This is a genomic window from Phytopseudomonas punonensis (assembly GCF_900142655.1).
Lineage (GTDB): Bacteria > Pseudomonadota > Gammaproteobacteria > Pseudomonadales > Pseudomonadaceae > Aquipseudomonas > Aquipseudomonas punonensis.
Window position 1 is genome coordinate 920,292 of sequence record NZ_FRBQ01000001.1, and the last position, 22,092, is coordinate 942,383.

Annotated in this window: 26 protein-coding genes; 14 read left to right on the forward strand and 12 right to left on the reverse strand. The window is 62.9% G+C overall.

Translation table 11 applies throughout. From position 1 onward, the window contains the following. Positions 1-82: 82 nt before the first annotated feature. The 6 genes from BUC40_RS04150 to BUC40_RS04175 form a co-directional block, all read right to left on the reverse strand. On the reverse strand, positions 83-1,345 hold the full coding sequence (locus BUC40_RS04150; RefSeq protein WP_073262880.1) for a heme biosynthesis HemY N-terminal domain-containing protein: 1,263 nt from the start codon (positions 1,343-1,345) through the stop codon (positions 83-85). Then, on the reverse strand, positions 1,342-2,487 hold the full coding sequence (locus BUC40_RS04155) for a uroporphyrinogen-III C-methyltransferase (protein ID WP_073262882.1): 1,146 nt from the start codon (positions 2,485-2,487) through the stop codon (positions 1,342-1,344). Before BUC40_RS04155 ends, BUC40_RS04150 begins: the two co-directional genes overlap by 4 nt. Positions 2,488-2,503: 16 nt before the next feature. Beyond that, complete coding sequence (locus tag BUC40_RS04160; protein WP_073262884.1) at positions 2,504-3,277, reverse strand: uroporphyrinogen-III synthase; 774 nt, start codon at positions 3,275-3,277, stop codon at positions 2,504-2,506. Next, entirely contained in the window at positions 3,274-4,212 is a 939-nt protein-coding gene (gene hemC, locus BUC40_RS04165) for a hydroxymethylbilane synthase (protein ID WP_073262886.1), read from the reverse strand. The genes BUC40_RS04160 and hemC overlap by 4 nt, the downstream gene beginning before the upstream one ends. Positions 4,213-4,310: 98 nt before the next feature. After that, complete coding sequence (locus BUC40_RS04170) at positions 4,311-5,057, reverse strand: LytR/AlgR family response regulator transcription factor (protein ID WP_073262888.1); 747 nt, start codon at positions 5,055-5,057, stop codon at positions 4,311-4,313. Then, complete coding sequence (locus BUC40_RS04175) at positions 5,054-6,130, reverse strand: sensor histidine kinase (RefSeq protein ID WP_073262890.1); 1,077 nt, start codon at positions 6,128-6,130, stop codon at positions 5,054-5,056. Before BUC40_RS04175 ends, BUC40_RS04170 begins: the two co-directional genes overlap by 4 nt. A gap of 219 nt (positions 6,131-6,349) precedes the next feature. Between BUC40_RS04175 and argH the strand changes: the two genes are divergently transcribed. Genes argH through BUC40_RS04190 form a run of 3 tightly spaced genes read left to right on the forward strand, consistent with a single transcriptional unit; the run spans position 6,350 to position 8,791 of the window. Continuing rightward, positions 6,350-7,744, forward strand: coding sequence for an argininosuccinate lyase (argH, locus tag BUC40_RS04180; protein ID WP_073262892.1), 1,395 nt, complete (start codon positions 6,350-6,352; stop codon positions 7,742-7,744). Then, positions 7,741-8,286, forward strand: coding sequence for an AAA family ATPase (locus BUC40_RS04185; RefSeq protein WP_073262894.1), 546 nt, complete (start codon positions 7,741-7,743; stop codon positions 8,284-8,286). The genes argH and BUC40_RS04185 overlap by 4 nt, the downstream gene beginning before the upstream one ends. Positions 8,287-8,311: 25 nt before the next feature. Continuing rightward, positions 8,312-8,791, forward strand: coding sequence for a GNAT family N-acetyltransferase (locus BUC40_RS04190; protein ID WP_073262896.1), 480 nt, complete (start codon positions 8,312-8,314; stop codon positions 8,789-8,791). Here BUC40_RS04190 and BUC40_RS04195 read toward each other — a convergent pair whose 3' ends face one another. Further along, complete coding sequence (locus BUC40_RS04195; RefSeq protein ID WP_073262898.1) at positions 8,792-9,457, reverse strand: glutathione S-transferase family protein; 666 nt, start codon at positions 9,455-9,457, stop codon at positions 8,792-8,794. Between the two features lie 202 nt (positions 9,458-9,659). Here BUC40_RS04195 and BUC40_RS04200 point away from each other — a divergent pair, with 202 nt between their 5' ends. Continuing rightward, complete coding sequence (locus tag BUC40_RS04200) at positions 9,660-9,902, forward strand: DUF4282 domain-containing protein (RefSeq protein WP_073262900.1); 243 nt, start codon at positions 9,660-9,662, stop codon at positions 9,900-9,902. Positions 9,903-9,945: 43 nt separating this feature from the next. On the opposite strand, the gene BUC40_RS04205 is transcribed toward BUC40_RS04200, so the two are convergent. Next, positions 9,946-10,569, reverse strand: coding sequence for a 2-dehydro-3-deoxy-6-phosphogalactonate aldolase (locus BUC40_RS04205; RefSeq protein ID WP_073262902.1), 624 nt, complete (start codon positions 10,567-10,569; stop codon positions 9,946-9,948). 58 nt (positions 10,570-10,627) lie between these two features. Continuing rightward, entirely contained in the window at positions 10,628-11,419 is a 792-nt protein-coding gene (locus BUC40_RS04210; RefSeq protein WP_073262904.1) for an IclR family transcriptional regulator, read from the reverse strand. Between the two features lie 170 nt (positions 11,420-11,589). Between BUC40_RS04210 and BUC40_RS04215 the strand changes: the two genes are divergently transcribed. The 4 genes from BUC40_RS04215 (at position 11,590) to BUC40_RS04230 (ending at position 15,984) form a co-directional block, all read left to right on the forward strand. Beyond that, on the forward strand, positions 11,590-11,865 hold the full coding sequence (locus tag BUC40_RS04215; protein ID WP_073262906.1) for a hypothetical protein: 276 nt from the start codon (positions 11,590-11,592) through the stop codon (positions 11,863-11,865). Between the two features lie 82 nt (positions 11,866-11,947). Beyond that, positions 11,948-12,802 carry a substrate-binding periplasmic protein gene (locus BUC40_RS04220; RefSeq protein ID WP_073262908.1) on the forward strand — a complete coding sequence of 285 codons (855 nt, stop codon included), beginning with the start codon at positions 11,948-11,950 and terminating at the stop codon, positions 12,800-12,802. Then, a complete protein-coding gene (locus BUC40_RS04225; RefSeq protein ID WP_073262910.1) occupies positions 12,792-13,037 on the forward strand; it encodes a TIGR02647 family protein in 246 nt (81 codons plus the stop codon). The genes BUC40_RS04220 and BUC40_RS04225 overlap by 11 nt, the downstream gene beginning before the upstream one ends. 106 nt (positions 13,038-13,143) lie before the next feature. Further along, positions 13,144-15,984 (forward strand): class I adenylate cyclase, encoded by a 2,841-nt coding sequence (locus BUC40_RS04230; RefSeq protein WP_073262912.1) that lies wholly within the window; start codon positions 13,144-13,146, stop codon positions 15,982-15,984. Between the two features lie 96 nt (positions 15,985-16,080). Here BUC40_RS04230 and rnk read toward each other — a convergent pair whose 3' ends face one another. The 3 genes from rnk to cyaY form a co-directional block, all read right to left on the reverse strand. Continuing rightward, the gene (gene rnk / locus BUC40_RS04235; protein ID WP_073262914.1) at positions 16,081-16,488 is read right to left on the reverse strand and encodes a nucleoside diphosphate kinase regulator; all 408 of its coding nucleotides are present in this window, start codon (positions 16,486-16,488) and stop codon (positions 16,081-16,083) included. Positions 16,489-16,607: 119 nt separating this feature from the next. After that, a complete protein-coding gene (locus tag BUC40_RS04240) occupies positions 16,608-16,805 on the reverse strand; it encodes a DUF1289 domain-containing protein (RefSeq protein ID WP_073262916.1) in 198 nt (65 codons plus the stop codon). Continuing rightward, entirely contained in the window at positions 16,795-17,127 is a 333-nt protein-coding gene (gene cyaY / locus BUC40_RS04245; protein ID WP_073262918.1) for an iron donor protein CyaY, read from the reverse strand. Before cyaY ends, BUC40_RS04240 begins: the two co-directional genes overlap by 11 nt. Positions 17,128-17,311: 184 nt before the next feature. Here cyaY and lptM point away from each other — a divergent pair, with 184 nt between their 5' ends. From lptM to BUC40_RS04275, 6 genes are all read left to right on the forward strand, one after another. Continuing rightward, positions 17,312-17,443, forward strand: a complete 132-nt coding sequence (lptM, locus tag BUC40_RS04250; RefSeq protein ID WP_073262920.1) for an LPS translocon maturation chaperone LptM — start codon at positions 17,312-17,314, stop codon at positions 17,441-17,443. A gap of 9 nt (positions 17,444-17,452) precedes the next feature. Next, complete coding sequence (gene lysA / locus BUC40_RS04255; protein ID WP_073262922.1) at positions 17,453-18,700, forward strand: diaminopimelate decarboxylase; 1,248 nt, start codon at positions 17,453-17,455, stop codon at positions 18,698-18,700. A 5-nt stretch (positions 18,701-18,705) separates the two neighbouring features. Beyond that, the gene (gene dapF / locus BUC40_RS04260; protein WP_073262924.1) at positions 18,706-19,536 is read left to right on the forward strand and encodes a diaminopimelate epimerase; all 831 of its coding nucleotides are present in this window, start codon (positions 18,706-18,708) and stop codon (positions 19,534-19,536) included. After that, on the forward strand, positions 19,533-20,228 hold the full coding sequence (locus BUC40_RS04265) for a DUF484 family protein (protein WP_073262926.1): 696 nt from the start codon (positions 19,533-19,535) through the stop codon (positions 20,226-20,228). The genes dapF and BUC40_RS04265 overlap by 4 nt, the downstream gene beginning before the upstream one ends. 75 nt (positions 20,229-20,303) lie before the next feature. Further along, positions 20,304-21,206: a tyrosine recombinase XerC gene (xerC, locus tag BUC40_RS04270; RefSeq protein WP_073262928.1), complete on the forward strand. Its 903-nt coding sequence runs from the start codon at positions 20,304-20,306 to the stop codon at positions 21,204-21,206. Further along, positions 21,203-21,907, forward strand: a complete 705-nt coding sequence (locus tag BUC40_RS04275) for an HAD family hydrolase (protein ID WP_073262930.1) — start codon at positions 21,203-21,205, stop codon at positions 21,905-21,907. The genes xerC and BUC40_RS04275 overlap by 4 nt, the downstream gene beginning before the upstream one ends. The last annotated feature ends 185 nt before the right edge of the window (positions 21,908-22,092 follow it).

The following is a 22,092-nucleotide window of genomic DNA, read 5'->3' on the forward strand; positions in this document are numbered from 1 at the left end:
TCTCAGGTTATGCCTGCGCCAAGCGCCCTTCAAGACACTTGATGGCGAGCGCCGACCGGGGGTCGACGCCAGCACTCTTTGCTCAGTCGCCAGTAGGCATGCGCTGCGGCTCAGTGCCTACCGTTGCAACCTGACCACTCAGACGACGATCCAGCAACCCCAGGCCTTCCTGAAACAACCGGTTACTGCGCTCCACTTCACCCAGCTGCGCGAGCAGGCGCGCCAGCTCAGCACAGGTCTCGGGATGACGCTCAAGGGTCAGGCTGGCTTCGAAATAATCGCGTGCCTTGCCCCACAACTGGTTGTGCAGGCTCAGGCGACCGAGTGTGAGCAGCAAACCGGCATCATTGGGATGCTGCTTGAGCCAACCCTCTGCATTCTGCAGTTGCCGGGCCGAATCACGACCACGCAGGAGCCCGTAAAGACGCGCCAGCCGGCTATCGTACTCGCGGTTCAGCGCCTTACTGAGCAGTTCTTCAGCACCGGGCTCAGCGCCCAACGCACGCAACCGGTCGGCATATACCTCGAGCAACTCGGGCTCACCACGCAGGTTGGGCGACAGTCGATCCCAGGCCTGCGCCAAAGGCGGCAGTGCACTATCGTCGGCACCGTTGAAATCGAGCCCCAGCAGGTACTCACGCCAGGCGCGGCGCTCCAGCGCCATCAGCTCGGCGGGCGCCATGGCCTTCTCTTTACGCAGTACTGGCAACAGCTTGAGTACCGCCTGCCAGTCACCACGCACGCCATACAGCTCCTGCAGTTGGCGCAGCACCTGTGGGTTGTGCGGGTGGCGCTCGTGCATCACTTGCAAGGTTTCTTGGGCGCTATCGACTTCACCGCGCGCCAGTTGCAACTCGGCGTGGGTCAGGGCAATCGCCAATTCAGCATTCGGCTGACGCTCGAGCGCCTCACTCAGCAGGGCATCGCTTTCTTCGTAATGCTCCAGACTGTGAGCGGCGCGCGCGGCCCCGAGATAGTGGATCAACGGGCGCGGCTCATTACGAGCGATACGGCTCAGGTGCGCCTGCGCCTTGGCCCAGCGCCCTTCGATCAGCTCCTGAAAACCATGTTCAGAAGCGCTGCGCACGCGACGTTCGTGATGCAGCCGCGACCAGGGATTGATCAGCCCGACCGACACCAGCAATGCACGAATCAATACCCGCAGCAGCCACATCGCCAAGCAGAACGCGACCACCAGCAACACGAATGCCCACAGGGTCGACTCGTAACGGAACCCTTTGTAGGCGAACAGGACGTAGCCTTTGTGCTCGGAGATGGCCAGGCCAAGCAGCGCCAGCCCACCGATCACCAATACGGTGAGTAGCAGCAGGTAAACGCGTTTCATGGATGCGCCTCCCCATCACCGCCAGCGTCTTCACCCGGGGCATCCTTGAGGCGCTCACGGGCAGATTGCTTGTGTTCGATATAAGCCTGCACCGCGTTGAGCGATGCGCCCAGTTCCGGCGCCTTGACTTCGATAGGCTGGTCGACCAGCTCGCCAACCCGAGCACGCAGGGCACGGCTGTCCGGATTGTCGCGATTGAAGTTGGCGTCCAGCACCTCAGCAGCCTGTTGCAGTGCCTGCCGGTAAACCTGGGTTTGCCCATGCAGCGCGGCCCACTGTGCCTGCTCGAGCGCCAGGCTCAGCGCCAGGCGCACCTGGCTCAGGCTCTGCCCGGCCAGCAGCGGCCGTACGTTCTGGTCGGCGTTGAAATCAAGGCGGAAATATTGCGAGAGCTTGTGCAGGGTCTGACTCCACCAGGTGCCGGGCTCGCTTTCGGCGGCCAGCTCACCGAGTACACCACCATCGGCAACGAACTTGGGATTGAGAGAGTTGAGTTGCGCCGCCTGCTCACGCAATGCGCCGAGCTGCAGGAACAAGCCGGTACGATCAGGGTTGTCAGTGGCGCGCAGTGCTTCGAGGCTTTTCGCCAGTTGCTCGCGGGCAGCGAAAGCAGCCGGGTCATCCTGATCACGCAGAATCTCGTCGGCGGCCTGCACCAGCGCGGTGGCGCTGTTGATGTCCTGCAGCGCAGACAAGCGCAGGCTAGCCAGTCGCAGCAAGTGCTCGGCTTCGGCCAAACGCCAATCCTGGCGACTGGCACCCAGTACGGTTTCCAGACGGCGGTTGAGCAGTTGCTGATCGCCCTGCAGCTGAGCCACCAGCCGACGACGCTCGTCGAGCTCTTCTACGCTGGGCAGTTGCTCGAAACGGTCGTCAAGGCTCTCGGTGCGCTGCGTCAACGCCTGAGCCTGGCTACGCGCCTGCTCGAGCTGCGCGGACTGCTGCTGCGTCTCGCTCTGCAGCGCACGCAACTGCCAGGCACTCCAGCCGCCGACACCAACGCCGACGACGCCAACCAGCAGCGCCACGGCAGCAATCGCGGTACCACGCGCAGCGGGCTTGGCCTCGGCAGCGACAGGGGACGATTCGGGGGCGGGTTGCACAGGTTGTTCCTGGTCTTTTGGGGAATTCGCTTCGCTCACGTATCCATCCTTTGCTTCAAGAGTCGGGCGAAGCCTGCGCACGCAAGGCCGCCAACAACGCCGCGGTATCGGCACCACGGCAATCCACAACATCAACCGCGCCGAGCTCGCGGGCCATTTCGGCGACGCGCGGGCTGGGTACGAACAAGGGTAGCTGCGCCAGCGTGGGCCAGTTATCCGCCGCCAGTTGGCGCAGGTGCATCAGGCCCTGCCCACTGCTGACCACCAGCCCATTCAGGCGTTCCACCTGTATCAGTTCCTGCAACGCGCCAGTTGGGTAAGTAGGCAGCACGCGACGGTAGACCGGCAGATAGTCCACCTCGACGCCCTGCGCCTGCAAGCGTTCTGCGAGCAGGGTTCGGCCATCTTCGCCGCGAATGATCAACACCCGGGGGAACAAGGCAGCTTTAAGAGGCGCTTGCAGCTCGGGCAGCTCCAGCAACGCCTCGCTGTCATCACCACTGCTCGGCCAGAACACTGTCAGACCGTAGTCAGCGAGGATCTGTCCGGTGCCGGCACCAACACTGAACCAGGGCTGATCGGATAGTGGCTGCGGCCAGTAGCGATCCATCAGCTCAAGACCGAAACGGGCTGCCGGCTTGCTCACCACGATCACCGCGGTATAGCGGTGCAGGTCGCAAATGGTCGCGCTGTGCTGCGGCGTTTCTGGCAATTGCTCGATGCCGAGCAACGGCAGACAAGCACTTTGAATACCTTCGCCCGCGAGCGCTTGGGCCAGCGCCTGGCACTCCTGCTCGGGACGAGTCAGCAGCAGGCGCCAGCGGCTCACTCGCTAGCTGCCTCGCCGTAGATCGCGGTCAGAATGCTGCCGGCGCCCTGAGCCAGCAATGCCTCGGCGACCTCGATACCAAGGCCTTCGGCGTCTTCGGCGGCGCCACGCTGCTCGGCACGCAGCAAGCGGCTGCCATCGGGCTCGCCAACCAGGCCACGCAGCCACAGCTGCTCTCCTTCGAGGATCGCGTAGCAGGCAATCGGCACTTGGCAACCGCCGTTAAGGCGCTTGTTCATGGCACGCTCTGCCGTGACTCGCAGGGCAGTTTCGGTGTGATTGAGCGGCGCCAGCAAACGCTGCAATTCGGCGTCGCCAACCCGGCACTCGATGCCGACGGCGCCCTGGCCGCCAGCCGGCAGGCTGTGCTCAATGCTGATCGAATCGCGGATGCGATCCTCGAAGCCTAGGCGGATCAGACCAGCCGCCGCGAGGATGATGGCGTCGTACTCGCCGGCATCCAGCTTGGCCAGGCGCGTATTGACGTTGCCACGCAGGAAGTGAATTTTCAGGTCTGGCCGACGCGCCAGCAGCTGAGCCTGGCGACGCAGGCTGGAGGTACCGACGACGCTGCCAGCCGGTAGTGCATCGAGGCTTTCGTAGGTATTGGAGACGAAGGCGTCGCGTGGATCTTCACGCTCGCAGATGCAGAACAGCCCGAGCCCCTCGGGGAAATCCATCGGCACATCTTTCATCGAGTGCACGGCGATGTCGGCCTGATTTTCGAGCAGCGCGGTTTCCAGCTCTTTGACGAAGAGGCCCTTGCCGCCAATCTTGGCCAGCGGTGCATCGAGCAGTTTGTCACCACGACTGACCATCGGCACCAGGCTCACCTGCAAGCCAGGGTGGGCTTGTTCTAGACGAGCTTTGACGTGTTCGGCCTGCCACAGGGCGAGGGCACTCTTGCGGGTAGCGATGCGAATTTCGCGGGGCATGGGTACGATCCAGAAAACAGTTGCCGCGAATAATAACAGGCTCGCGGGCCGCCAGCCCGGAGCTGGATGCGACCCTTCGCCCTACTCGCGGCTGCCTGTCATATCTGGTTCATCAACTTGCGCACACCTGCGACATGGCGGCGGCTGACCACCAGCGCCTCGCCGTTGAGCCCTCGCAGATAGAGCTGGAAGTGGCCGAGAGGCGTGCGCTGTAGGCGCTCGATACGCTCGCGAGCCACCAGCGCGTTGCGGTGAATGCGCACGAAGCGATCACCGAACTCGTCTTCCAGCGCCTTGAGCGGCTCGTCGAGCAATACCTCGCCGCCATCGTGGCGCAGGGTCACGTATTTGTGGTCGGCGATGAAATAGATCACATCATCCAGCGGGATAAGTTCGATGCCTTTGCGAGTTCGCGCGCTGATATGGCTACGCGGGCCTACACCGCTCTCGGCAGCCGGCCGAGTCAGTGCAGCCAACTGCACACGATTGAGGCGTTCGGCTTTTTTCAAGGCATCTTCAAGATGCTCGGGGCGCACGGGCTTGACCAGATAGCCAACCGCACTGACCTGAAACGCCTCGACTGCAAATTCATCATGGGCGGTGCAGAAAATCACCGCTGGCGGCGCTTCGCGCTCGCAGAGCCTGGCAGCAGCCTGCAAACCATCGAGGCCGGGCATGCGGATATCGAGCAGCACCACGTCGGGCTTGAGGCTTTCAACCAACGCCAAGGCCTCTTCGCCATTGCTCGCAGAGGGCTCGACCACACGATAGCCGTCCAGCGCAGACACCATTCGGCTCAGGCGCTCTCGGGCAAGGGGTTCGTCATCAACGATCAAGACATTCATAATGATCTGGCTTCCTGCATGGGTCTTGCACATGGGTAGCGTAGACGGGTGTAGTGAAGGCCATCGCGGCGCTCCACACTCAGATTGGCCTGCGGGCCGAAAAGTGCCGCAAGCCGCGCATCGATATTAGCCAACGCCTGGTGAGTACCGCGCGAGGCCATGGGCGTACTGCCCTCCTCGTAGGGATTGCAGACGCTAAGATGGAATACACCATCGTTGTATGTGGCTGAAATCTGCACCAGTCCCCCTTCGATACGTGGCTGGATACCGTAGATCAGAGCGTTCTCCAGCAAAGGCTGCAGAGTCAGCTGGGGAATCGGCAAGTCAGCGGGAACATCGTCAACCTCCCACTGCAACTGTAGCCGTTCGCCAAGCCGATATTGCTCGATCGACAAGTACCGCTGTGCCAGTTCCAGTTCCTCGCTCCAGCTGACGAGGCTACCGGGCTTGGCCAGGCTTGCCCGGAACAGGTCGGACAGATCCAGCACTGCCTGTTCCGCCCTGGCAGAATCTGTGACAACTAGGCTTGCGATGCTGTTCAAACTGTTGAAAAGGAAATGCGGGCGGATGCGTGCCTGCAACGATTCGATACGCGCACGCAGCTCGGCCTGTTCCTGGCGCCGCCACTGGCTCTGCAGATAGAAATAGCGCAGCAGCAATGCTGACATGATCAGGCTGATCAGCGCATGACGCAGGTATAGATTCACCTCACCCTCATGGGGCAGCGGCCCACCGAGATCGTAATAGTCGGCCACCGCCGTGCAGCTCAGCGTGAGCCCCACCACCAGGGCGCAGCAAGCCGCGCCAGCCCACATTGCGCGCAGCCGCGCCAGCAGCGGCCGCAGACGACACAGCAGCGCCGAAGACAACAGCACGATCCATTGCACGAACAGCGAGGTCAGCGCCAGGCGCACCCAGTCAAAACCAGGCAGCATCGGCTCGGCAAGCACCAGCACCAACACCAGCAGCTCGGCGAGCAACACGGTGCTGAGCAGCGCTTCTGGCTGACACAGCTCGGGCACGAAAAAGTCGTTCGGCGCAGCAGGGGGCGAGGTGTTGCGATTGGCGTTCATCGCTGCAGTTTCGACGGGCGCTGCGCAACCGGCAAGAGAGGCCATGGCGGGAGGGCGAAATAAGCCGCGTAAAACCATAGCGAAGGGTGAAAATGTGACCCACACGACACTCGCACGGGCCGCTGCGTGCGGTGCCGGGTCTGTTATCATCGGCACACTTTTCCGCCATGACGGGCAGTCTTTGATCCGTCCGAACACGCCTACAGTCGAGCCACATTCATGAGCCAAGAAAAAACCAATCAGTCCTGGGGCGGCCGCTTCAGCGAGCCCGTCGACGCCTTCGTCGCCCGCTTCACCGCCTCGGTGGAATTCGACAAGCGCCTGTACCGCCACGACATCATGGGCTCCATCGCCCACGCCACCATGCTGGCCAAGGTTGGCGTGCTGAGCGACGCCGAGCGCGACTCGATCATCGACGGCCTCAAGCAGATACAGAGCGAAATCGAAGCCGGCCAGTTCGATTGGCGTGTTGATCTCGAAGACGTGCACATGAACATCGAAGCGCGCCTGACCGACCGCATCGGCGTGACCGGCAAGAAGCTGCACACCGGCCGCTCGCGCAACGATCAGGTGGCCACCGACATCCGCCTCTGGCTGCGTGACGAGATCGACCTGATCCTCGCCGAGATCACCCGCCTGCAACAGGGCCTGCTGGAGCAGGCCGAGCGTGAGGCCGAGACCATCATGCCCGGCTTCACCCACCTGCAGACCGCCCAGCCGGTGACCTTCGGCCACCATCTGCTGGCCTGGTTCGAAATGCTGTCGCGCGACTACGAGCGCCTGGTCGACTGCCGCAAGCGCACCAACCGCATGCCATTGGGCAGCGCCGCACTGGCCGGCACCACCTACCCGATTCAGCGGGAAATCACCGCCGAACTGCTGGGCTTCGACGCCGTGGGCGGCAACTCGCTGGACGGTGTGTCGGATCGCGACTTCGCCATCGAATTCTGCGCCGCCGCGTCCATCGCCATGATGCACCTGTCGCGCTTTTCCGAAGAGCTGGTGCTGTGGACCAGCGCACAGTTCCAGTTCATCGATCTGCCCGATCGTTTCTGCACCGGTTCCTCGATCATGCCGCAGAAAAAGAACCCCGATGTACCCGAACTGGTACGTGGCAAGACCGGCCGCGTATTCGGCGCCCTGACCGGCCTGCTGACCCTGATGAAAGGCCAGCCATTGGCTTACAACAAGGACAACCAGGAAGACAAGGAGCCGCTATTCGACGCCGCCGATACGCTGCGTGACTCGCTGCGAGCCTTTGCCGACATGATCCCCGCCATCAAGCCCAAGCACGCGATCATGCGTGAAGCGGCGCTGCGTGGTTTCTCCACCGCTACGGATCTGGCCGACTACCTGGTGCGCAAAGGCCTCCCGTTCCGCGATTGCCACGAAATCGTCGGCCATGCCGTGAAATACGGCGTCGACAGCGGCAAAGACCTGGCCGAAATGAGCCTGGAAGAACTGCGCCAGTTCAGCGACCAGATCGAGCAGGACGTGTTTGCCGTACTGACCCTCGAAGGTTCGGTGAACGCCCGTGATCATATCGGCGGTACCGCGCCCAATCAGGTGCGTGCGGCGGTAGCTCGCGGCAAGAATCTGCTGGCTACACGATGATCACGCCCGGCCGCCGGATTTCGGTGGTCGGCTGCTCAGGCGCCGGCAAGAGCACCTTGTCGCGCCGCCTGGCCCAACGCCTCGGCTATCGCCATGTCGAGCTGGACGCGCTGTTTCATCAGCCCAATTGGCAACCGTTACCCACCGAACAATTTCAGCAGGCAACGCGTGAAGCGCTGCACGGTGACGGCTGGATCGCGGAAGGCAATTATTCCGCCGTGCGCCCGCTGGTGCGCGAGCGTTCGGACATGGTCATCTGGCTTGACCTGCCACGCTACACAGTGATGCGCCAAGTGCTGTGGCGCACCCTGCGACGCCTTGGCACCCGTGAAGAGCTGTGGAATGGCAATCGCGAGCGCTGGAGCAATCTGTTCAGGCTCAACCCGGGGCAATCCATCCTCGCTTGGTCGTGGACGCGTCACCCGATATACCGGCAGCGCTACAGCGAGGAAATGCGCAACACGCCCGCAGGCTGCCAGTATGTTCGCCTGAACTCACGCCAGGCAGTAGAGGCCTTCCTGGCCAGCCTGCCGCCTCGTTAACACCCTTTCTTTCGGAATGATTGCAATGACCCTGAACATCCGCCCTGCCGTACGCGAAGACGCTGCCCTGATTCTGCGCTTCATCACCGACCTGGCCATCTACGAGAAGGCCGAGCATGAGGTGAAGACCGATGTCGCCGGCATCGAAAGCAGCCTGTTCGGTGAGAGCAGCACGGCTCACGGCCTGATCTGCGAGCTGAGTGGCGAGCCCATTGGTTATGCAGTGTATTTCTTCAACTACTCGACCTGGCTCGGCAAGCACGGCCTGTACCTGGAAGACCTGTACGTCACCCCGCAGCAGCGCGGCGTCGGTGCCGGCAAGGCGCTGCTACGCCACCTGGCCAAGCTGGCAGTGGCGCGTGGTTGCGGGCGCTTCGAGTGGTCAGTACTGGACTGGAACACCCCGGCCATCGAGTTCTACGATTCCATCGGCGCCAAGCCGCAGAACGAGTGGATCGGCTATCGTCTGACCGGCGAAGCACTGACGAGCTTCGCCGCCGGCTGATCAGTTGCCGAAGCGCGCCTTCATGTGGGCCAGGAACGGCCCCATCAGCGCGTCCTTGTCGGCCGCGATGCGCTGCACATTGGGGTTCTCGGCGAAGCGCCCGAGCAGTGCTTGGGCTTTCGGGAAATCCCCCAGCAGGTCGATGGCGAACACCTTGTGCGCCACGGCCGCGGCAAGATCGAGGCTGTACAGGAAATACAGGTCGGCCAGGCTCAGGCTATCGCCCGCCACATAGGGCGAGAACCTGCCCAGGCGCTTGAGCGAATCGATACCCGCTAACAACTCCTCACGGCTCTTGGCCTGAATCGCCGGATCGACCTGCTGGCCGAAGAACGCCTGGGCGTAGCAGGCCCGGGCCGGCAGCTCGATATACAGCTCGATATGCTTGGCCAGTTCACGCACCCGCGCCTGCTCGTAGGCGCCACTGGGCAGCAGTGCCGGCCCCTGCCCCAGCGCCTCGAGGTACTCGAGAATCGCCGACGTCTCGCTGATATAGCCCTGCTCGCACTGCAGCACCGGCACCTTGCCGCGCGGGCTGATTGCCAGGAACGCCTCATCGCGGGAGGTAAAAACTTGCACTTCCTCAAAGGGCAGGCCCTTTTCCAGCAGGGCGAGTTTGACCATGTTGTAATAGTTGCTGACGCCGAAGCCATGGAGCCTGAGCATGGATACGTTTCCTCTGATAGGCGGGCCGGGCTGTCGGCCAGACGCCACACGCTAGCGACATTTGCCAGGTGCCGCCAGCGGCATTTCGGACAACTGGCCGCAGCCTCGAACGGCTGCTAATCTGCGCCCGCCCGACAGATCGGGATACGCCTGGCGGCGCCAGCTGCCGGAGATTTGCCAACCCACGGAATGGAGTTACCCCATGAAGAACCTGTTCTTCTTCGACGCGATGCTCACCCCGAAAATCATCACCTTCGTCTACTGGTTGCTGCTGCTCAGCGTGACCGTGAGTGGCCTGACGATGATGTTCGGCGCCTACGGCAGCTTCATCGGTGGCCTCGGCACGCTGATCGGCGGCGCCATCGGTGCGCGTATCTGGTGCGAGCTGATGATCGTGCTGTTCAAGATTCACGAGAATCTGCAGAAAATCGCCAGCCGCGAGTGACCCAGACGTGCCAGCGTGGCGATCCACACTGGCACGAAGTGACTCAGCGCTGGATTGCCTGCCAGGCAGCAACGAAGGCCGCCGCGTTATCGCCCACTTCACTGGCGCTCATGCCAGGTTTGTACAATGCCGAACCCAGCCCGAAGCCACTGGCGCCAGCATCCATATAGGGCGCCATGTTGGTCGGCGTGATGCCGCCCACCGGCAACAGCGCGATGTCCTTCGCGAACACTGCGCGCCATGCTTTGACGATCTGCGGGCTGAACTGCTCGGCCGGAAACAGCTTGAGTACCTGAGCCCCAGCCGCCAAAGCCGCAAAACCTTCGCTTGGCGTTGCCACACCCGGCGCACTGAACAGCCCCAGCTTGCGGCTCGCCTGAATCACCTGCGCATTGCAGTTCGGCGAGACGATCAGCCGGCCACCAGCCTGCGCCACGTCTTCGACCTGCTGAACACTGAGCACCGTACCAGCACCGATCAATGCTCGGTCGCTCAGCTCGGCGGCCAGCAGCTTGATGCTTTGCAGCGGCTGCGGTGAGTTCAGAGGAATCTCGATTATCCGGAAGCCGGCCTGATAAAGCGCCAGGCCAATCGGAACGATTTCCTGGGGCGTGACGCCACGCAGGATGGCGATCAGTGGCAGCTCGCGCAGATAGGAATCGGACATTACAGGCCCTCCTCGGGCGTGATGGAAACGGGATAAGCAGCAACTGAGAATTCGATCATCAGGGTCGCCAGCCCAGCTCGGCAGAAATGACAGCCGCACAGGCGATCACTTCAGGGCGTAGCTCATACAAGCGGGCTTCAGGCATATAGGGCACGGCGCTGGCGACGCTCAAGGCCGCGACGATCTGCCCACCAGCATCGCGTATCGGTGCGGCGACACAGCGAATGCCCAGCTCGTTATCTTCCAAGTCGAGGCTGAAGCCACCGCTGGCATAGTCGCGCATTCGATCGCGGAAAACCTCCCAGGACGGCACGTCAGCAGTTTCGCGCTGCGCTGCACGCTGCTGGCGGCCTTGCTGATACAGCGCCAGCCATTCGGCTTCCTGCAGATCGAGCATCAGCGACTTGCCGATACCGGTCATCGCCAGCGGCATGCGCAGGCCTATTCGCGAGCGCATTTCCAGGCCGCGACTGCCTGGCAACTTCTCGATGTACAGCACATCACCGGCTTCGCGAACGCCCAGGTGCACGGTGTCCTGTGTGGCGTGCGAGAGCCGCTCGAGGTGCGGATGCGCCAGCTTTGCCAGCGGCATTTGCGCACGAGCCTTGTAACCGAGCTCGATCAGCCGCGGGCCCAATTGGTAGCCGCCACTGTTGCCGCCCAATGCACGCAAATAGCCCGCCTGCACCAATGCTGCGATCAGCCGGTGAGTGGTGCTGCGTGTGCAGCCGATGGCAGCGCTAATGTCGGCGAGGCTACGGGCGCCCTGAGCCACGGCTTCGATGACCGCGAGGCCGCGAAACAGTGCCTGGGCGCCAGCCGGCGCCTGATTGTCGGATTGTTCGAGCATGGGATTCTCCAGACAACGGACTCTAGTCGGCCATGGCTCAATTCTCAATATGAGAAATATACTCCCATATTGCGGGAACATCCTGAGACAAGTGCATTTCGCGTGGTCAGCGGCCAACCGCCCTGTCTAAACTGGGGACTCTTTTCCCTGCATTCACTGGATCTGCCTACATGAGCGCTGCTGACGAAAACGACGACGAGTTCACCGAAAACACTCTAGTTCAGGCCATCGAGAACCAGCTGGAGTCCGGCGAGCCAGCATTCGCTCAGGCGGTGCTGAACAAGTTGACGCTGGTCGGCCACGAGCGCGAAGAAAGCGTGCAGATGATGGCCATGGTGCTCGCCAATGAAGTGGATAGAATGCTGCGTGAGGATCGCCCGTTCGATGCTGAACGTTACGAGCGACTGCTGCGCGCCCTACCAACGCTGCCAGACGACAACAACTGAGCCGGTAGCGGCAGCACGCCATCTTCTGCCTTGCCCGGCGCGCTGGTAAGGTTGCTCGAACTCCCCGTGGATGAGCTTACGGATGCGCCACTCCACAACTGCCAGCCTGTGCCTCGCACTGCTGCTTGCCACCAGCGCCCTGGCCTTAGGCCAGGAGGTGCTGCGTATTGGCGCCGAGGACGATTGGTACCCCTACACGGCCTATCGCGACGGCAAGATTCAGGGCATGTCGGTCGATATCGTTGAGGCCGCGTTCGCCGCCAGCGGCATCCCCATCGAACTGGTACCGTATCCCTATTCGCGCTGCATGCAGATGACCCAGGAAGGGCGGCTGGCCGCCTGCTTCAATACAGCCCCCGATCAGCGCGTCGACGAAGCCTTCCTGATTCCTCAGGAGCCGCTGTTCAGCGATGACATCCTGCTTTGGGCCCGCCGCAGTGACGCACCACAGGCCAGTAGCCCACAGAGCCTTGCCGGTCGCAAGGTGGCCGTGACCATCGGCTATGAGTACGGCGCACGCCTGGACAATGATCCGCAGGTCATTCGCGTACCCGTGCGCCGCGATCTCAGCGGTTTCCTGATGCTGCAGCATGAGCGGGTCGACTTCGTCGCCGCCTACCGCGGTACGGCACAAGCGCTGTTTCGCGAAAAGCCCGAGCTGCAGGGGCAGTTCGTGCCACTGGAAATTCTCGACAGCCCCACGCTCTACCTGAGTTTTTCTCGCAAGCTGCCCGGCGCTGATACAGTGATGACGCGCTTCGAGCAGGGCATCCGCAAGCTACGCAAGGATGGTCGTTATCAGGCCATTCTTGATCGCTGGCAGCATGCTCCAGCGAAGTGTCACCCGCTTGACTACACTTCGCCTGCGGGCAAGATCCGCAACCCGCGGCCTACGCCGTGCACCACAACAATAGGCAGGAGTCACCATGGTCTTTAACGCCGATCTGGTCGCCGAACTGGAAATTCTTTTGCTGTTCAATCTGGGCAACGGCCAGGAGGGCCTGAAAATCCACCACGATGCCGCATCCTCCGCAGTCGCCGCTGCCGGACGCCTGCATGACAAAGGCTTGATCACCCTACCCGACGGCGGCTACTTGACCCGACTGGGTCACGAAGCAGCCGAACACGCCCAAGGGCTGCGCACCATCCTCACCACTGCACGGGCAAGCTGACCACCTGAATGCGCCTGCCGCCTAACGCGGCAGGCCCCTCCCTGCGGCCATTGCGAGTAGGCACTGCGCGCCTGTAGGCTTGCTCATCACCCGGCCGAGCCCGAGCATGACGCGCCACCTCCCGCTGCGACCCGATATCGATGACGGCATCGACCGCAAGGTGCTGACGCAGCTGCGTGCACGCTTCCTGCGTATAAATCACGGCCGCCGGCAGCGCGCCATGCAGGCCCTGTCGAGCCGCCAGCAGCGGGTGCTGACGCTGCTGCCGCTGCTGTTTCACGTCAATCACCCACTGCTGCCCGGCTATGTCTCGGCGCTGACGCCTGCTGGCCTGGCCGGCTTCGAGCCGAGCGCCGAGCTGCTCGCCGAAGCCCAGCGTCTGACTCGTTCGTTCGCCTACAAGCCGGCCCGTGCGCCGGCGCCAACGCCGATCCACGGCCTGTTTCTGATGGGCAGCCTGGGCACCGTGGCTCAGGCCGAACAGAGCGACATGGATTTGTGGGTCTGCCATGCCAGCGAGCTGGACAACGATGCCCGCAACGCCCTTCGCCGCAAGTGCGACCTGCTGCAGAGCTGGGCGGCCAGCCAGGGAACCGAAGCACACTTTTTCCTTATCGATCCCGAGCGCTTTCGCAGCGGCGACCGCGAAGCGCGGCTCACCTCGGACGACTGCGGTACCACCCAGCACTTCCTGCTGCTCGACGAGTTCTATCGCACCGCCATCTGGCTCGCTGGTCGCACGCCGCTCTGGTGGTTGGTGCCGGCCATAGATGAGCATCGCTACGAGCACGTTACCGAGACCTTGCTGAGCAAGCGTTTCATCCGCGCCGAGGACGTGATCGACTTCGGCCACCTGGCCCACGTACCGGCTGGTGAGTTTCTCGGCGCTGGCATGTGGCAGCTGTTCAAGGGCATCGAGTCACCGTACAAATCGGCGCTCAAGCTGCTGCTCACCGAGGTGTACGCCAGCGAGCATCCTCAGGTGCACTGCCTGTCGCTGCGTTTCAAGCAATCGGTCTACAACGGCCTGCTCGATCTCGACGAGCTGGACCCTTACGTACTGATCTACCGCCGGCTGGAGGAATACCTGCAGGCGCGCGGCGAGACCGAGCGCCTCGAGCTGATACGCCGCTGCCTGTACCTGAAGGTCAACAAGAAGATCAGCAAGCCGCCGCGCAATAGGGAAAAGAGCTGGCAACGCCTGCTGCTGGAACAGCTGACGGGCGAATGGGGCTGGGATCAGCGCCAGCTGATCATGCTCGATAGCCGCAGCCAGTGGAAAGTCCGCCAGGTGACGGCCGAACGCCAAGTGTTAGTCAATGAACTCAACTACAGCTACCGCTTCCTGTCGATGTTCGCCCGCAGCCGCCCTGAAGGCGCGGCTGCGGGCACACGCGACATGGCCGTGCTCGGCAGGCGCCTGTATGCCGCCTTCGAGCGGCGCGCCGGCAAGGTGGAATTCATCAACCCGGGCATCGCCCCGGATCTGGGCGAGGACACCCTGACGCTGGTGCATAACCCCGCGCCCAGAGGTGAGCGCTGGGCACTGTACAACGGCAGCCTCGGCGCACAGGAATGGCAGGACTTCGCGCCACTGCGCCAGTCGCGCAGCCTGATCGAACTGCTTGCCTGGAGCCACCGCAACGGTGTGATCGACAGCGGCACGCACTTGTCGCTGCACCCGGGTGAAAGCGACCTCAGCGAGTTCGAACTCAGCCAATTGCTAGGCTGCCTGGCGCAAGCTCTGCCGATGCCACTGGCAAGCTTGACCGAGGCGGCCCTGGCACGCCCACGCCGGCCAACCGAGGAACTGCTGCTGATCAACGTCGGCCTCGATCCGCTCAAGCAACACAGCCAGATGAACGTGCACATGACCAGCGAGCGCACCGACCCATTGGGTTATTCGGGGGTGCGTGACAATCTGGTACGGACCCTCGACCGCATCACCCTCAACAGCTGGAACGAACTGCTGGTCGAGCGCTATGAGGGGCCGACCGCGCTGCTCGATTGCCTGAGCGATGTGCTCAATGCCCGATCTGCCCGTGGCGAGCGCGCCAACCTGCAAGTGTCCTGCTATTGCCGCAACCGCGCCGTGACCATCGCCGAACGCGTCGAAAGCCTATTTAGCGAGCTGACCGGCTACCTCGACAGCGGTGAGCAACAGCGCTATCTGCTGCAGATCGCTCGTCGCTACCACCTGGTCGACCTGCTACCGGGCAACATCCGCCACACAACCCTGGACGATCTGCCAGCACTGCTCGAACACCTGGCTCAAGATCGCGCCGAATACAGCCCGCTGCGCCTCGACCGCAACGCCCTGGAAGGCGAGGACCTGGCGCTGATTCTGGAGACGGGCCAGCCAGCCTGCGTGCAGGTGTTCTATCGCCTGAACGACGCAGACAGTCTGGCGCAGATCACAGTGCTGGACGAGCGCGGTGCGGTCTGGCGAACCCAGGCCGCATTTCACAATGAAACCAGCCTGCTAACGCCGCTGCACCGTTTTCTGCAAGCCATGCTTTACCGCCGTGAAACCGCACAGGCGCTGGAAAACCCGCAGCCAACGCTGGAGATCGCCTACTACCAGCTGGTGCCCGCCGCACCGTTACGGGCGCAACACGTGGAGCCGCGCCCGGCGCCGCTAAGCGATGTGAGCCAGCCGTTCTATGACGTGCAGGCCATCGTCGAGCCGGGTAGCGGCGCACGCGCCTACATCAGTCTGTTCTGCAATCATCGGGAGTTTTCGGAGCTTGAGTACGGCGAAAATCTGTTCGCCAGCGTGGCCAGGCACATCCTCGCCCAGCGCAGCGAAGAGCAGCCCTACCCCTGCTACATCACCGATCTGGATCTGTCCGCGCTGCTCGGCGAACGGCAGCCTTCGGTGGTGCATTACCTGCGCTACAAAGCCAGCCTTGAGGAGGCGCTGAACAGCGCTCTGCGTACGCTGTAAACATACTGCCCGGTGCAAGGCTGCGGGCCAAAGCGCGTGACCCGGATTACAGAAGACTGGCTCGGCAGAGCGCCGAACCAGTTACAGCAAACAGCCTTAGCGGGCGTATTCGCCTGCTGCTTCGGGCTGGTATTCGACTGCCAGCAGCGTCAGCTTGAGCTGCTTGCCGCCTGGCATTGGCCAGTCGATATGCTGACCGACGCTCAAGCCAAGCAGCGCGGTGCCCACGGGCGCGAGGATCGACACCTTGCCTTCGCCACCGGCGTCCTGCGGGTAGACCAGGGTCAGGTGATAGTCCTTGCCGCTGCTTTCTTCACGGCAATGCACACGAGAATTCATGGTCACCACACCGGCCGGCACCTGATCGTGGCCGACTACTTCGGCGCGGTCCAGCTCGGCTTGCAAGGCTTCGGCGGTCGGGCCGAACTCATCGAGGCTGTCGAGCAACTGCTCAAGGCGCTGCAGATCGAGGCGGGTAATGGTGATGGACGGTGTACTGGCCATGGTGCGGGCATATCTCCTTTGCGGGGCGCTAAAAAAGCAAAAACCCCATCGAGACGACGGGGTTTTGTGCGGAAGTTAGGCTGACCGTAACACAGCTACCCAAATAAACAAGGGCAGGGTCAGCCGAGCGCCAGACGCTCTTCGGCCAGGCTGCAAATCACCCGGCGGCGCTCATCGCTGGCACTGCCCCATTCGAGGATTTCCGCCAGCAGACGGCCACAACCCAGGCAGCGCTCAGCCTCGTTCAGGCAGCAACGCCGCCGACAGGGCGACGCGACAGGCTTGCCCGGCTCAGCGCCAACCTCGTCAGATTTCATCGAACTCAAGGTTGGCGCCCGCCTGCTCGGCGACGATGCGGTCGAGCATCTCGCTCAGCAACTCGTCGCTGGTGTCGCAGATCCAGCGCCCGTTGTCTTCGTCGTAATCGAAGTGGAACCCACCGGAACGGGCCGCCAGCCACAGCTGACGCAATGCCGGCTGACGGCTGAAAATCAGCTGCGAACCGTTTTCGAAGCGCACCGTCAGCACGCCAGCGGAGTTTTCCAGATCGAGATCCAGATCGCTGTCGTCGAAGATGTCTTCCACCGCCTGCTGCACGGCATCGACCAGGTCGTGGAAACGGGCTTCGGTCAAACTCATCGCACTTACCTCAATAAAAAGATTCTGCAACATCAGAACGTAAAAGAAACGACCGTACTACCCTGCAACGCAGGCCATTATGCCCTGGCAAAAGCCCCGCCGGACGGGAACCCCAGCGCATAGGCAACATGCCGGGGGGTCGGTATACTCGGGGGCAATTATGCTTTATTACAAGGATTTGACCATGAAGCGGCTGCTCACTGCCCTCATCGCGCTCGTCGCCGTCTCCACCCTGCTTAGCGGCTGCGGCCAGAAAGGCCCGCTGTACCTGCCAGATGATAACCAGTCCGGCTCGTCGCACGACCACAACAAATAAGGGCCGCCCATGAACACCTTCGAATACCGCGACGGCTCGCTGTTCGCGGAAGGTGTGGCGTTGTCTGCCATTGCCCAGCGCTTCGGTACGCCCACCTATGTCTACTCGCGCGCGCACATCGAGGCGCAGTACCGCGCCTACGCCGACGCGCTGGCCGGCATGCCGCACCTGGTCTGCTATGCGGTCAAGGCCAACTCCAACCTGGGCGTGCTGAACGTGCTGGCTCGCCTCGGCGCGGGCTTCGATATCGTTTCCAGCGGTGAGCTGGAGCGCGTGTTGGCCGCTGGTGGCGAGCCTAACCGCATCGTGTTCTCTGGCGTCGGCAAGAGTCGCGACGACATGCGCCGCGCCCTGGAAGTCGGCGTGCATTGCTTCAACGTCGAATCGGGCGTCGAGCTGGAGCGCCTGCAGAAGGTCGCTGCCGAGATGGACGTCAAGGCGCCCGTCTCTCTGCGCGTTAACCCGGACGTGGATGCCGGTACTCACCCGTACATTTCCACCGGCCTCAAGGAAAACAAGTTCGGTATCGACATCGAGCAGGCCGAGGCGGTCTACGCCCGCGCCGCCGAGCTGCCGAACATCGAAGTGATAGGCGTCGATTGCCATATCGGCTCGCAGCTGACCACGCTGGAACCCTTCCTCGATGCCCTGGACCGCCTGCTGCTACTGGTCGACAAGCTGGCCGCGCGCAGCATCGTCATCAAGCACCTGGATCTGGGCGGCGGCCTCGGCGTGCAGTACCGCGACGAGCAGCCACCGCAGGTCGGCGAATACATCGCCGCCGTGCGCAAGCGTCTGGCAGGCCGTGACCTGTCCCTGGTGTTCGAGCCGGGTCGTTTCATCGTCGCCAATGGCGGCGTGCTACTGACTCAGGTGGAATACCTCAAGCACACCGAACACAAGGACTTCGCCATCATCGATGCGGCGATGAACGACCTGATCCGCCCGGCCCTTTATCAGGCCTGGATGGAAGTCTCGGCCGTGCAGCCCCGTGAAGGCGAAGCGCGCAATTACGACCTGGTCGGCCCTATCTGCGAAACCGGCGACTTCCTGGCCAAGGATCGTCAGCTGGTGCTCGAAGAAGGCGACCTGCTGGCCGTGCGCTCGGCCGGTGCCTACGGCTTCGTGATGAGTTCCAACTACAACACTCGCGGCCGCGCCGCCGAGGTGATGGTGGACGGCGAGCAGGCTTACGAAGTGCGTCGCCGCGAAACCCTGGACGAACTCTTCGCGGGCGAAAGCCGCCTGCCGGAGTGATGCCCATGTTATTGCGATTCACCAAGATGCATGGCCTGGGCAACGACTTCATGGTCCTCGACCTGGTCAGCCAGCATGCGCACATCCAGCCCAAGCACGCCAAGCAGTGGGGCGACCGCCACACCGGCGTGGGCTTCGATCAGTTGCTGCTGGTCGAGCCACCGCATAACCCGGACGTGGATTTCCGTTACCGCATCTTCAATTCCGATGGCAGCGAAGTGGAACAGTGCGGCAACGGCGCACGCTGCTTCGCCCGCTTCGTGCTGGACAAGCGCCTGACGGTGAAGAAGAACATCCGCGTGGAAACCAAGGGCGGCATCATCGAGCTCAACGTTCGCGCCGACGGGCTGATCACCGTGGACATGGGCGCACCGCGCCTGGCCCCGGAGCAGATCCCGTTCCAGGCTGACGCTGAAGCGCTGAGCTACGCCGTCGAAGTCGATGGCAACAGCCATCAGCTGGCTACCGTCTCCATGGGCAATCCCCATGCCGTGCTGCGCGTCGATGATGTCGACAGCGCACCGGTGCATGAACTGGGCGCGAAGCTGGAGCATCATCCGCGCTTCCCGCAGCGGGTGAACGTCGGTTTTCTGCAGGTCATCGACCGCCAGCGCGCACGCCTGCGTGTCTGGGAACGTGGCGCTGGGGAAACCCAGGCCTGCGGCACCGGTGCCTGCGCCGCGGCCGTCGCGGCTATCCGCCAGGGCTGGATGGACTCGCCCGTACAACTGGAGCTGCCAGGTGGCAAGCTGAGCATCGAATGGGCAGGCCCCGGCCAGCCCGTTATGATGACCGGCCCCGCCGTGCGCGTGTACGAAGGACAGGTTCGCCTATGACTGACCAGCAGGATTCGCCCAAGCCACTGGACTCGGAAACAGTCGCCGCCTACCTGCGCCTGCATCCCGAGTTCTTTATCGACCACGACGAGCTGATTCCCGAGCTGCGTATTCCGCATCAGCGCGGCGACACCGTGTCGCTGGTCGAGCGCCAGGTCAAACTGCTGCGCGAGCGCAACATCGAGATGCGCCAGCGCCTGTCGCACCTGATGGATGTGGCCCGCGACAACGACCGCCTGTTCGACAAGACCCGCCGGCTGATCCTCGACCTGATGGACGCCAGCAGCCTTGAAGAAGTGGTCAGCTGCGTGGAAGACAGCCTGCGCCGCGAGTTTCAGGTGCCGTTCGTGGGCTTGATCCTGTTCAGCGACACACCGCTGCCGGTCGGCCGCAGTGTTAGCAGCGCCGAAGCCCACCAAGCCATCGGCGGCCTGCTGGCAGGCGGCAAGACCATCTGCGGCGTACTGCGCGAGCACGAGATGAAATTCCTGTTCGGCGAAGCTGGCTCGGAAGTCGGTTCTGCTGCGGTGGTTGGCCTCTCCTATCAGGGCCTGCACGGCGTACTGGCCATTGGCAGTGCCGATTCGCAGCATTACAAGAGCTCGCTGGGCACGTTGTTCCTCGGCTACATCGCCGAAGTGCTGTCGCGCGTGCTGCCACGCTTCTCCGCTCCGCTGCGTTCGGTCAGGTAAAGCGCCCTCCATAGGGCGCAGCGCTCTGGTGAAACAGGCAACGCGCTGAACTCATACCAGGGAGCTTTCAACGTCATGCTCGCCGCCCAGCTAGATGCCTACCTCGAACACCTGCGTAGCGAACGGCAGGTGTCTGCCCACACGCTGGATGGCTATCGCCGCGACCTCAGCAAGCTGCTCGCCTATTGCGAGAAAGAAGCTCTTGCCGACTGGGCCGCGCTGGATATTTCCCGCCTGCGCCGACAGGTCGCGCAGCTGCACAAGGAAGGCCAATCGGCGCGCAGCCTGGCGCGCCTGCTCTCGGCCACACGCGGCCTGTATCGCTACCTAATCCGCGAAGGCCACTGCAAACATGATCCAGCCAGCGGCCTGACGCCACCCAAGGGTGAACGCAAGCTGCCCAAGGTGCTGGACGTCGACCGCGCCAGCCAATTGCTCGATGGCGCGCAGGAAGACGATTTCATCTCCCGCCGCGATCACGCCATGCTTGAACTGTTCTACTCCTCGGGGCTGCGTTTGTCGGAGCTGGTCGCGCTGAACCTGGATGGCCTCGACCTACCGGCTGGTCTGGTGCGCGTGCTCGGCAAGGGCAGCAAGGTGCGCGAGCTGCCGGTTGGCAGCAAGGCCCGCGAAGCCTTGGAACAATGGCTGCCGCTGCGCGCATTGGCCAACCCGGAAGATGGCGCGGTGTTCATCAGCCGTCGGGGCCGCCCCATCGGCGCCCGCGCCGTGCAGCTGCGGGTACGCCAGGCGGGTGTCAGCGAGCTGGGCCAGCACATCCATCCGCACATGCTGCGCCACTCGTTCGCCAGCCATATGCTCGAGTCGTCCCAGGATCTACGTGCGGTACAGGAGCTGCTGGGACATGCCGATATCGCCACCACGCAGGTCTACACCCATCTGGACTTCCAGCACCTGAGCAAGGTCTACGACAGCGCTCACCCAAGGGCCAAGCGCCGCAAGGAACAGGACTCATGAGCATCCGCCTGATCACCTTCGATCTCGACGACACCTTGTGGGACAACCGCCCGGTAATTCTCGGTGCCGAAACCGCGATGCGCGACTGGATCAGCGTCCACGCACCACGCCTGGCAAGCCAGCCGGTGGATCATCTGAGCCAGGTTCGCGGCCGCCTGCTGGAGGCCGAGCCAGACCTGAAGTACCGCCTTAGCGAGCTGCGCCGACGCACTCTGCGCCATGCACTGGAAAGTGTTGGCCACGACCCTGAAGAAGCCGCACAACTGGCCGAAGGCGCCTTCCAGGCGATGCTCGAGGCACGCCACGCCATCACCTTTTTCAGCGACACGGTCAACACGCTGGAGCTGCTGGCGAACGGGTACAGCCTGGGCGTGATCACCAACGGCAACGCCGATGTGCGCCGCCTCGGGCTGGCGGACTACTTCAATTTCATTCTCTGTGCCGAGGAATTGGGCGTCGGCAAACCTGACGCCAAGCCATTCCGGGAAGCACTCGCCCGCTCAGGCATGAGTGCCGAGCAGGCAGTACATATCGGCGACCACCCTGGCGACGATATCGCCGGCGCCCAGGCCGCCGGCTGGCGCGCGGTGTGGTTCAACCCAGAAGGCAAGCAATGGACTGGCGATAAGCAAGCCGATGCGCAGATCCGCAGCCTGAGCGAGCTGCCGGCGGTGCTGCAGCTTTGGGAGTCGATGACTTGAGATGAGTTGAGCGAAACACAATCGGCTGATTCCGACACCGATGTTCGCCGGATCGTCGAGCCGGCGTAACGGCGCTGTAGCGGCAAACTTTCGATGGACAACTTCGTGGAAGCGGATTCACCCGCGATCAATGTTGAAGGCACCGACAGTCTCGCGGCTAAAGCCGCTCCCACATTGACAGCTCG

Bases quoted from the DNA above. Each gene is read 5' to 3' on its own strand.
- BUC40_RS04150 (WP_073262880.1), bottom strand. From the start codon at position 1,345: ATGAAACGCGTTTACCTGCTGCTACTCACCGTATTGGTGATCGGTGGG.
- hemC (WP_073262886.1), bottom strand. From the start codon at position 4,212: ATGCCCCGCGAAATTCGCATCGCTACCCGCAAGAGTGCCCTCGCCCTG.
- BUC40_RS04170 (WP_073262888.1), bottom strand. From the start codon at position 5,057: ATGAATGTCTTGATCGTTGATGACGAACCCCTTGCCCGAGAGCGCCTG.
- BUC40_RS04175 (WP_073262890.1), bottom strand. From the start codon at position 6,130: ATGAACGCCAATCGCAACACCTCGCCCCCTGCTGCGCCGAACGACTTT.
- argH (WP_073262892.1), top strand. From the start codon at position 6,350: ATGAGCCAAGAAAAAACCAATCAGTCCTGGGGCGGCCGCTTCAGCGAG.
- BUC40_RS04185 (WP_073262894.1), top strand. From the start codon at position 7,741: ATGATCACGCCCGGCCGCCGGATTTCGGTGGTCGGCTGCTCAGGCGCC.
- BUC40_RS04190 (WP_073262896.1), top strand. From the start codon at position 8,312: ATGACCCTGAACATCCGCCCTGCCGTACGCGAAGACGCTGCCCTGATT.
- BUC40_RS04195 (WP_073262898.1), bottom strand. From the start codon at position 9,457: ATGCTCAGGCTCCATGGCTTCGGCGTCAGCAACTATTACAACATGGTC.
- BUC40_RS04200 (WP_073262900.1), top strand. From the start codon at position 9,660: ATGAAGAACCTGTTCTTCTTCGACGCGATGCTCACCCCGAAAATCATC.
- BUC40_RS04205 (WP_073262902.1), bottom strand. From the start codon at position 10,569: ATGTCCGATTCCTATCTGCGCGAGCTGCCACTGATCGCCATCCTGCGT.
- BUC40_RS04210 (WP_073262904.1), bottom strand. From the start codon at position 11,419: ATGCTCGAACAATCCGACAATCAGGCGCCGGCTGGCGCCCAGGCACTG.
- BUC40_RS04215 (WP_073262906.1), top strand. From the start codon at position 11,590: ATGAGCGCTGCTGACGAAAACGACGACGAGTTCACCGAAAACACTCTA.
- BUC40_RS04220 (WP_073262908.1), top strand. From the start codon at position 11,948: ATGCGCCACTCCACAACTGCCAGCCTGTGCCTCGCACTGCTGCTTGCC.
- BUC40_RS04225 (WP_073262910.1), top strand. From the start codon at position 12,792: ATGGTCTTTAACGCCGATCTGGTCGCCGAACTGGAAATTCTTTTGCTG.
- BUC40_RS04230 (WP_073262912.1), top strand. From the start codon at position 13,144: ATGACGCGCCACCTCCCGCTGCGACCCGATATCGATGACGGCATCGAC.
- rnk (WP_073262914.1), bottom strand. From the start codon at position 16,488: ATGGCCAGTACACCGTCCATCACCATTACCCGCCTCGATCTGCAGCGC.
- BUC40_RS04240 (WP_073262916.1), bottom strand. From the start codon at position 16,805: ATGAAATCTGACGAGGTTGGCGCTGAGCCGGGCAAGCCTGTCGCGTCG.
- cyaY (WP_073262918.1), bottom strand. From the start codon at position 17,127: ATGAGTTTGACCGAAGCCCGTTTCCACGACCTGGTCGATGCCGTGCAG.
- lptM (WP_073262920.1), top strand. From the start codon at position 17,312: ATGAAGCGGCTGCTCACTGCCCTCATCGCGCTCGTCGCCGTCTCCACC.
- lysA (WP_073262922.1), top strand. From the start codon at position 17,453: ATGAACACCTTCGAATACCGCGACGGCTCGCTGTTCGCGGAAGGTGTG.
- dapF (WP_073262924.1), top strand. From the start codon at position 18,706: ATGTTATTGCGATTCACCAAGATGCATGGCCTGGGCAACGACTTCATG.
- BUC40_RS04265 (WP_073262926.1), top strand. From the start codon at position 19,533: ATGACTGACCAGCAGGATTCGCCCAAGCCACTGGACTCGGAAACAGTC.
- xerC (WP_073262928.1), top strand. From the start codon at position 20,304: ATGCTCGCCGCCCAGCTAGATGCCTACCTCGAACACCTGCGTAGCGAA.
- BUC40_RS04275 (WP_073262930.1), top strand. From the start codon at position 21,203: ATGAGCATCCGCCTGATCACCTTCGATCTCGACGACACCTTGTGGGAC.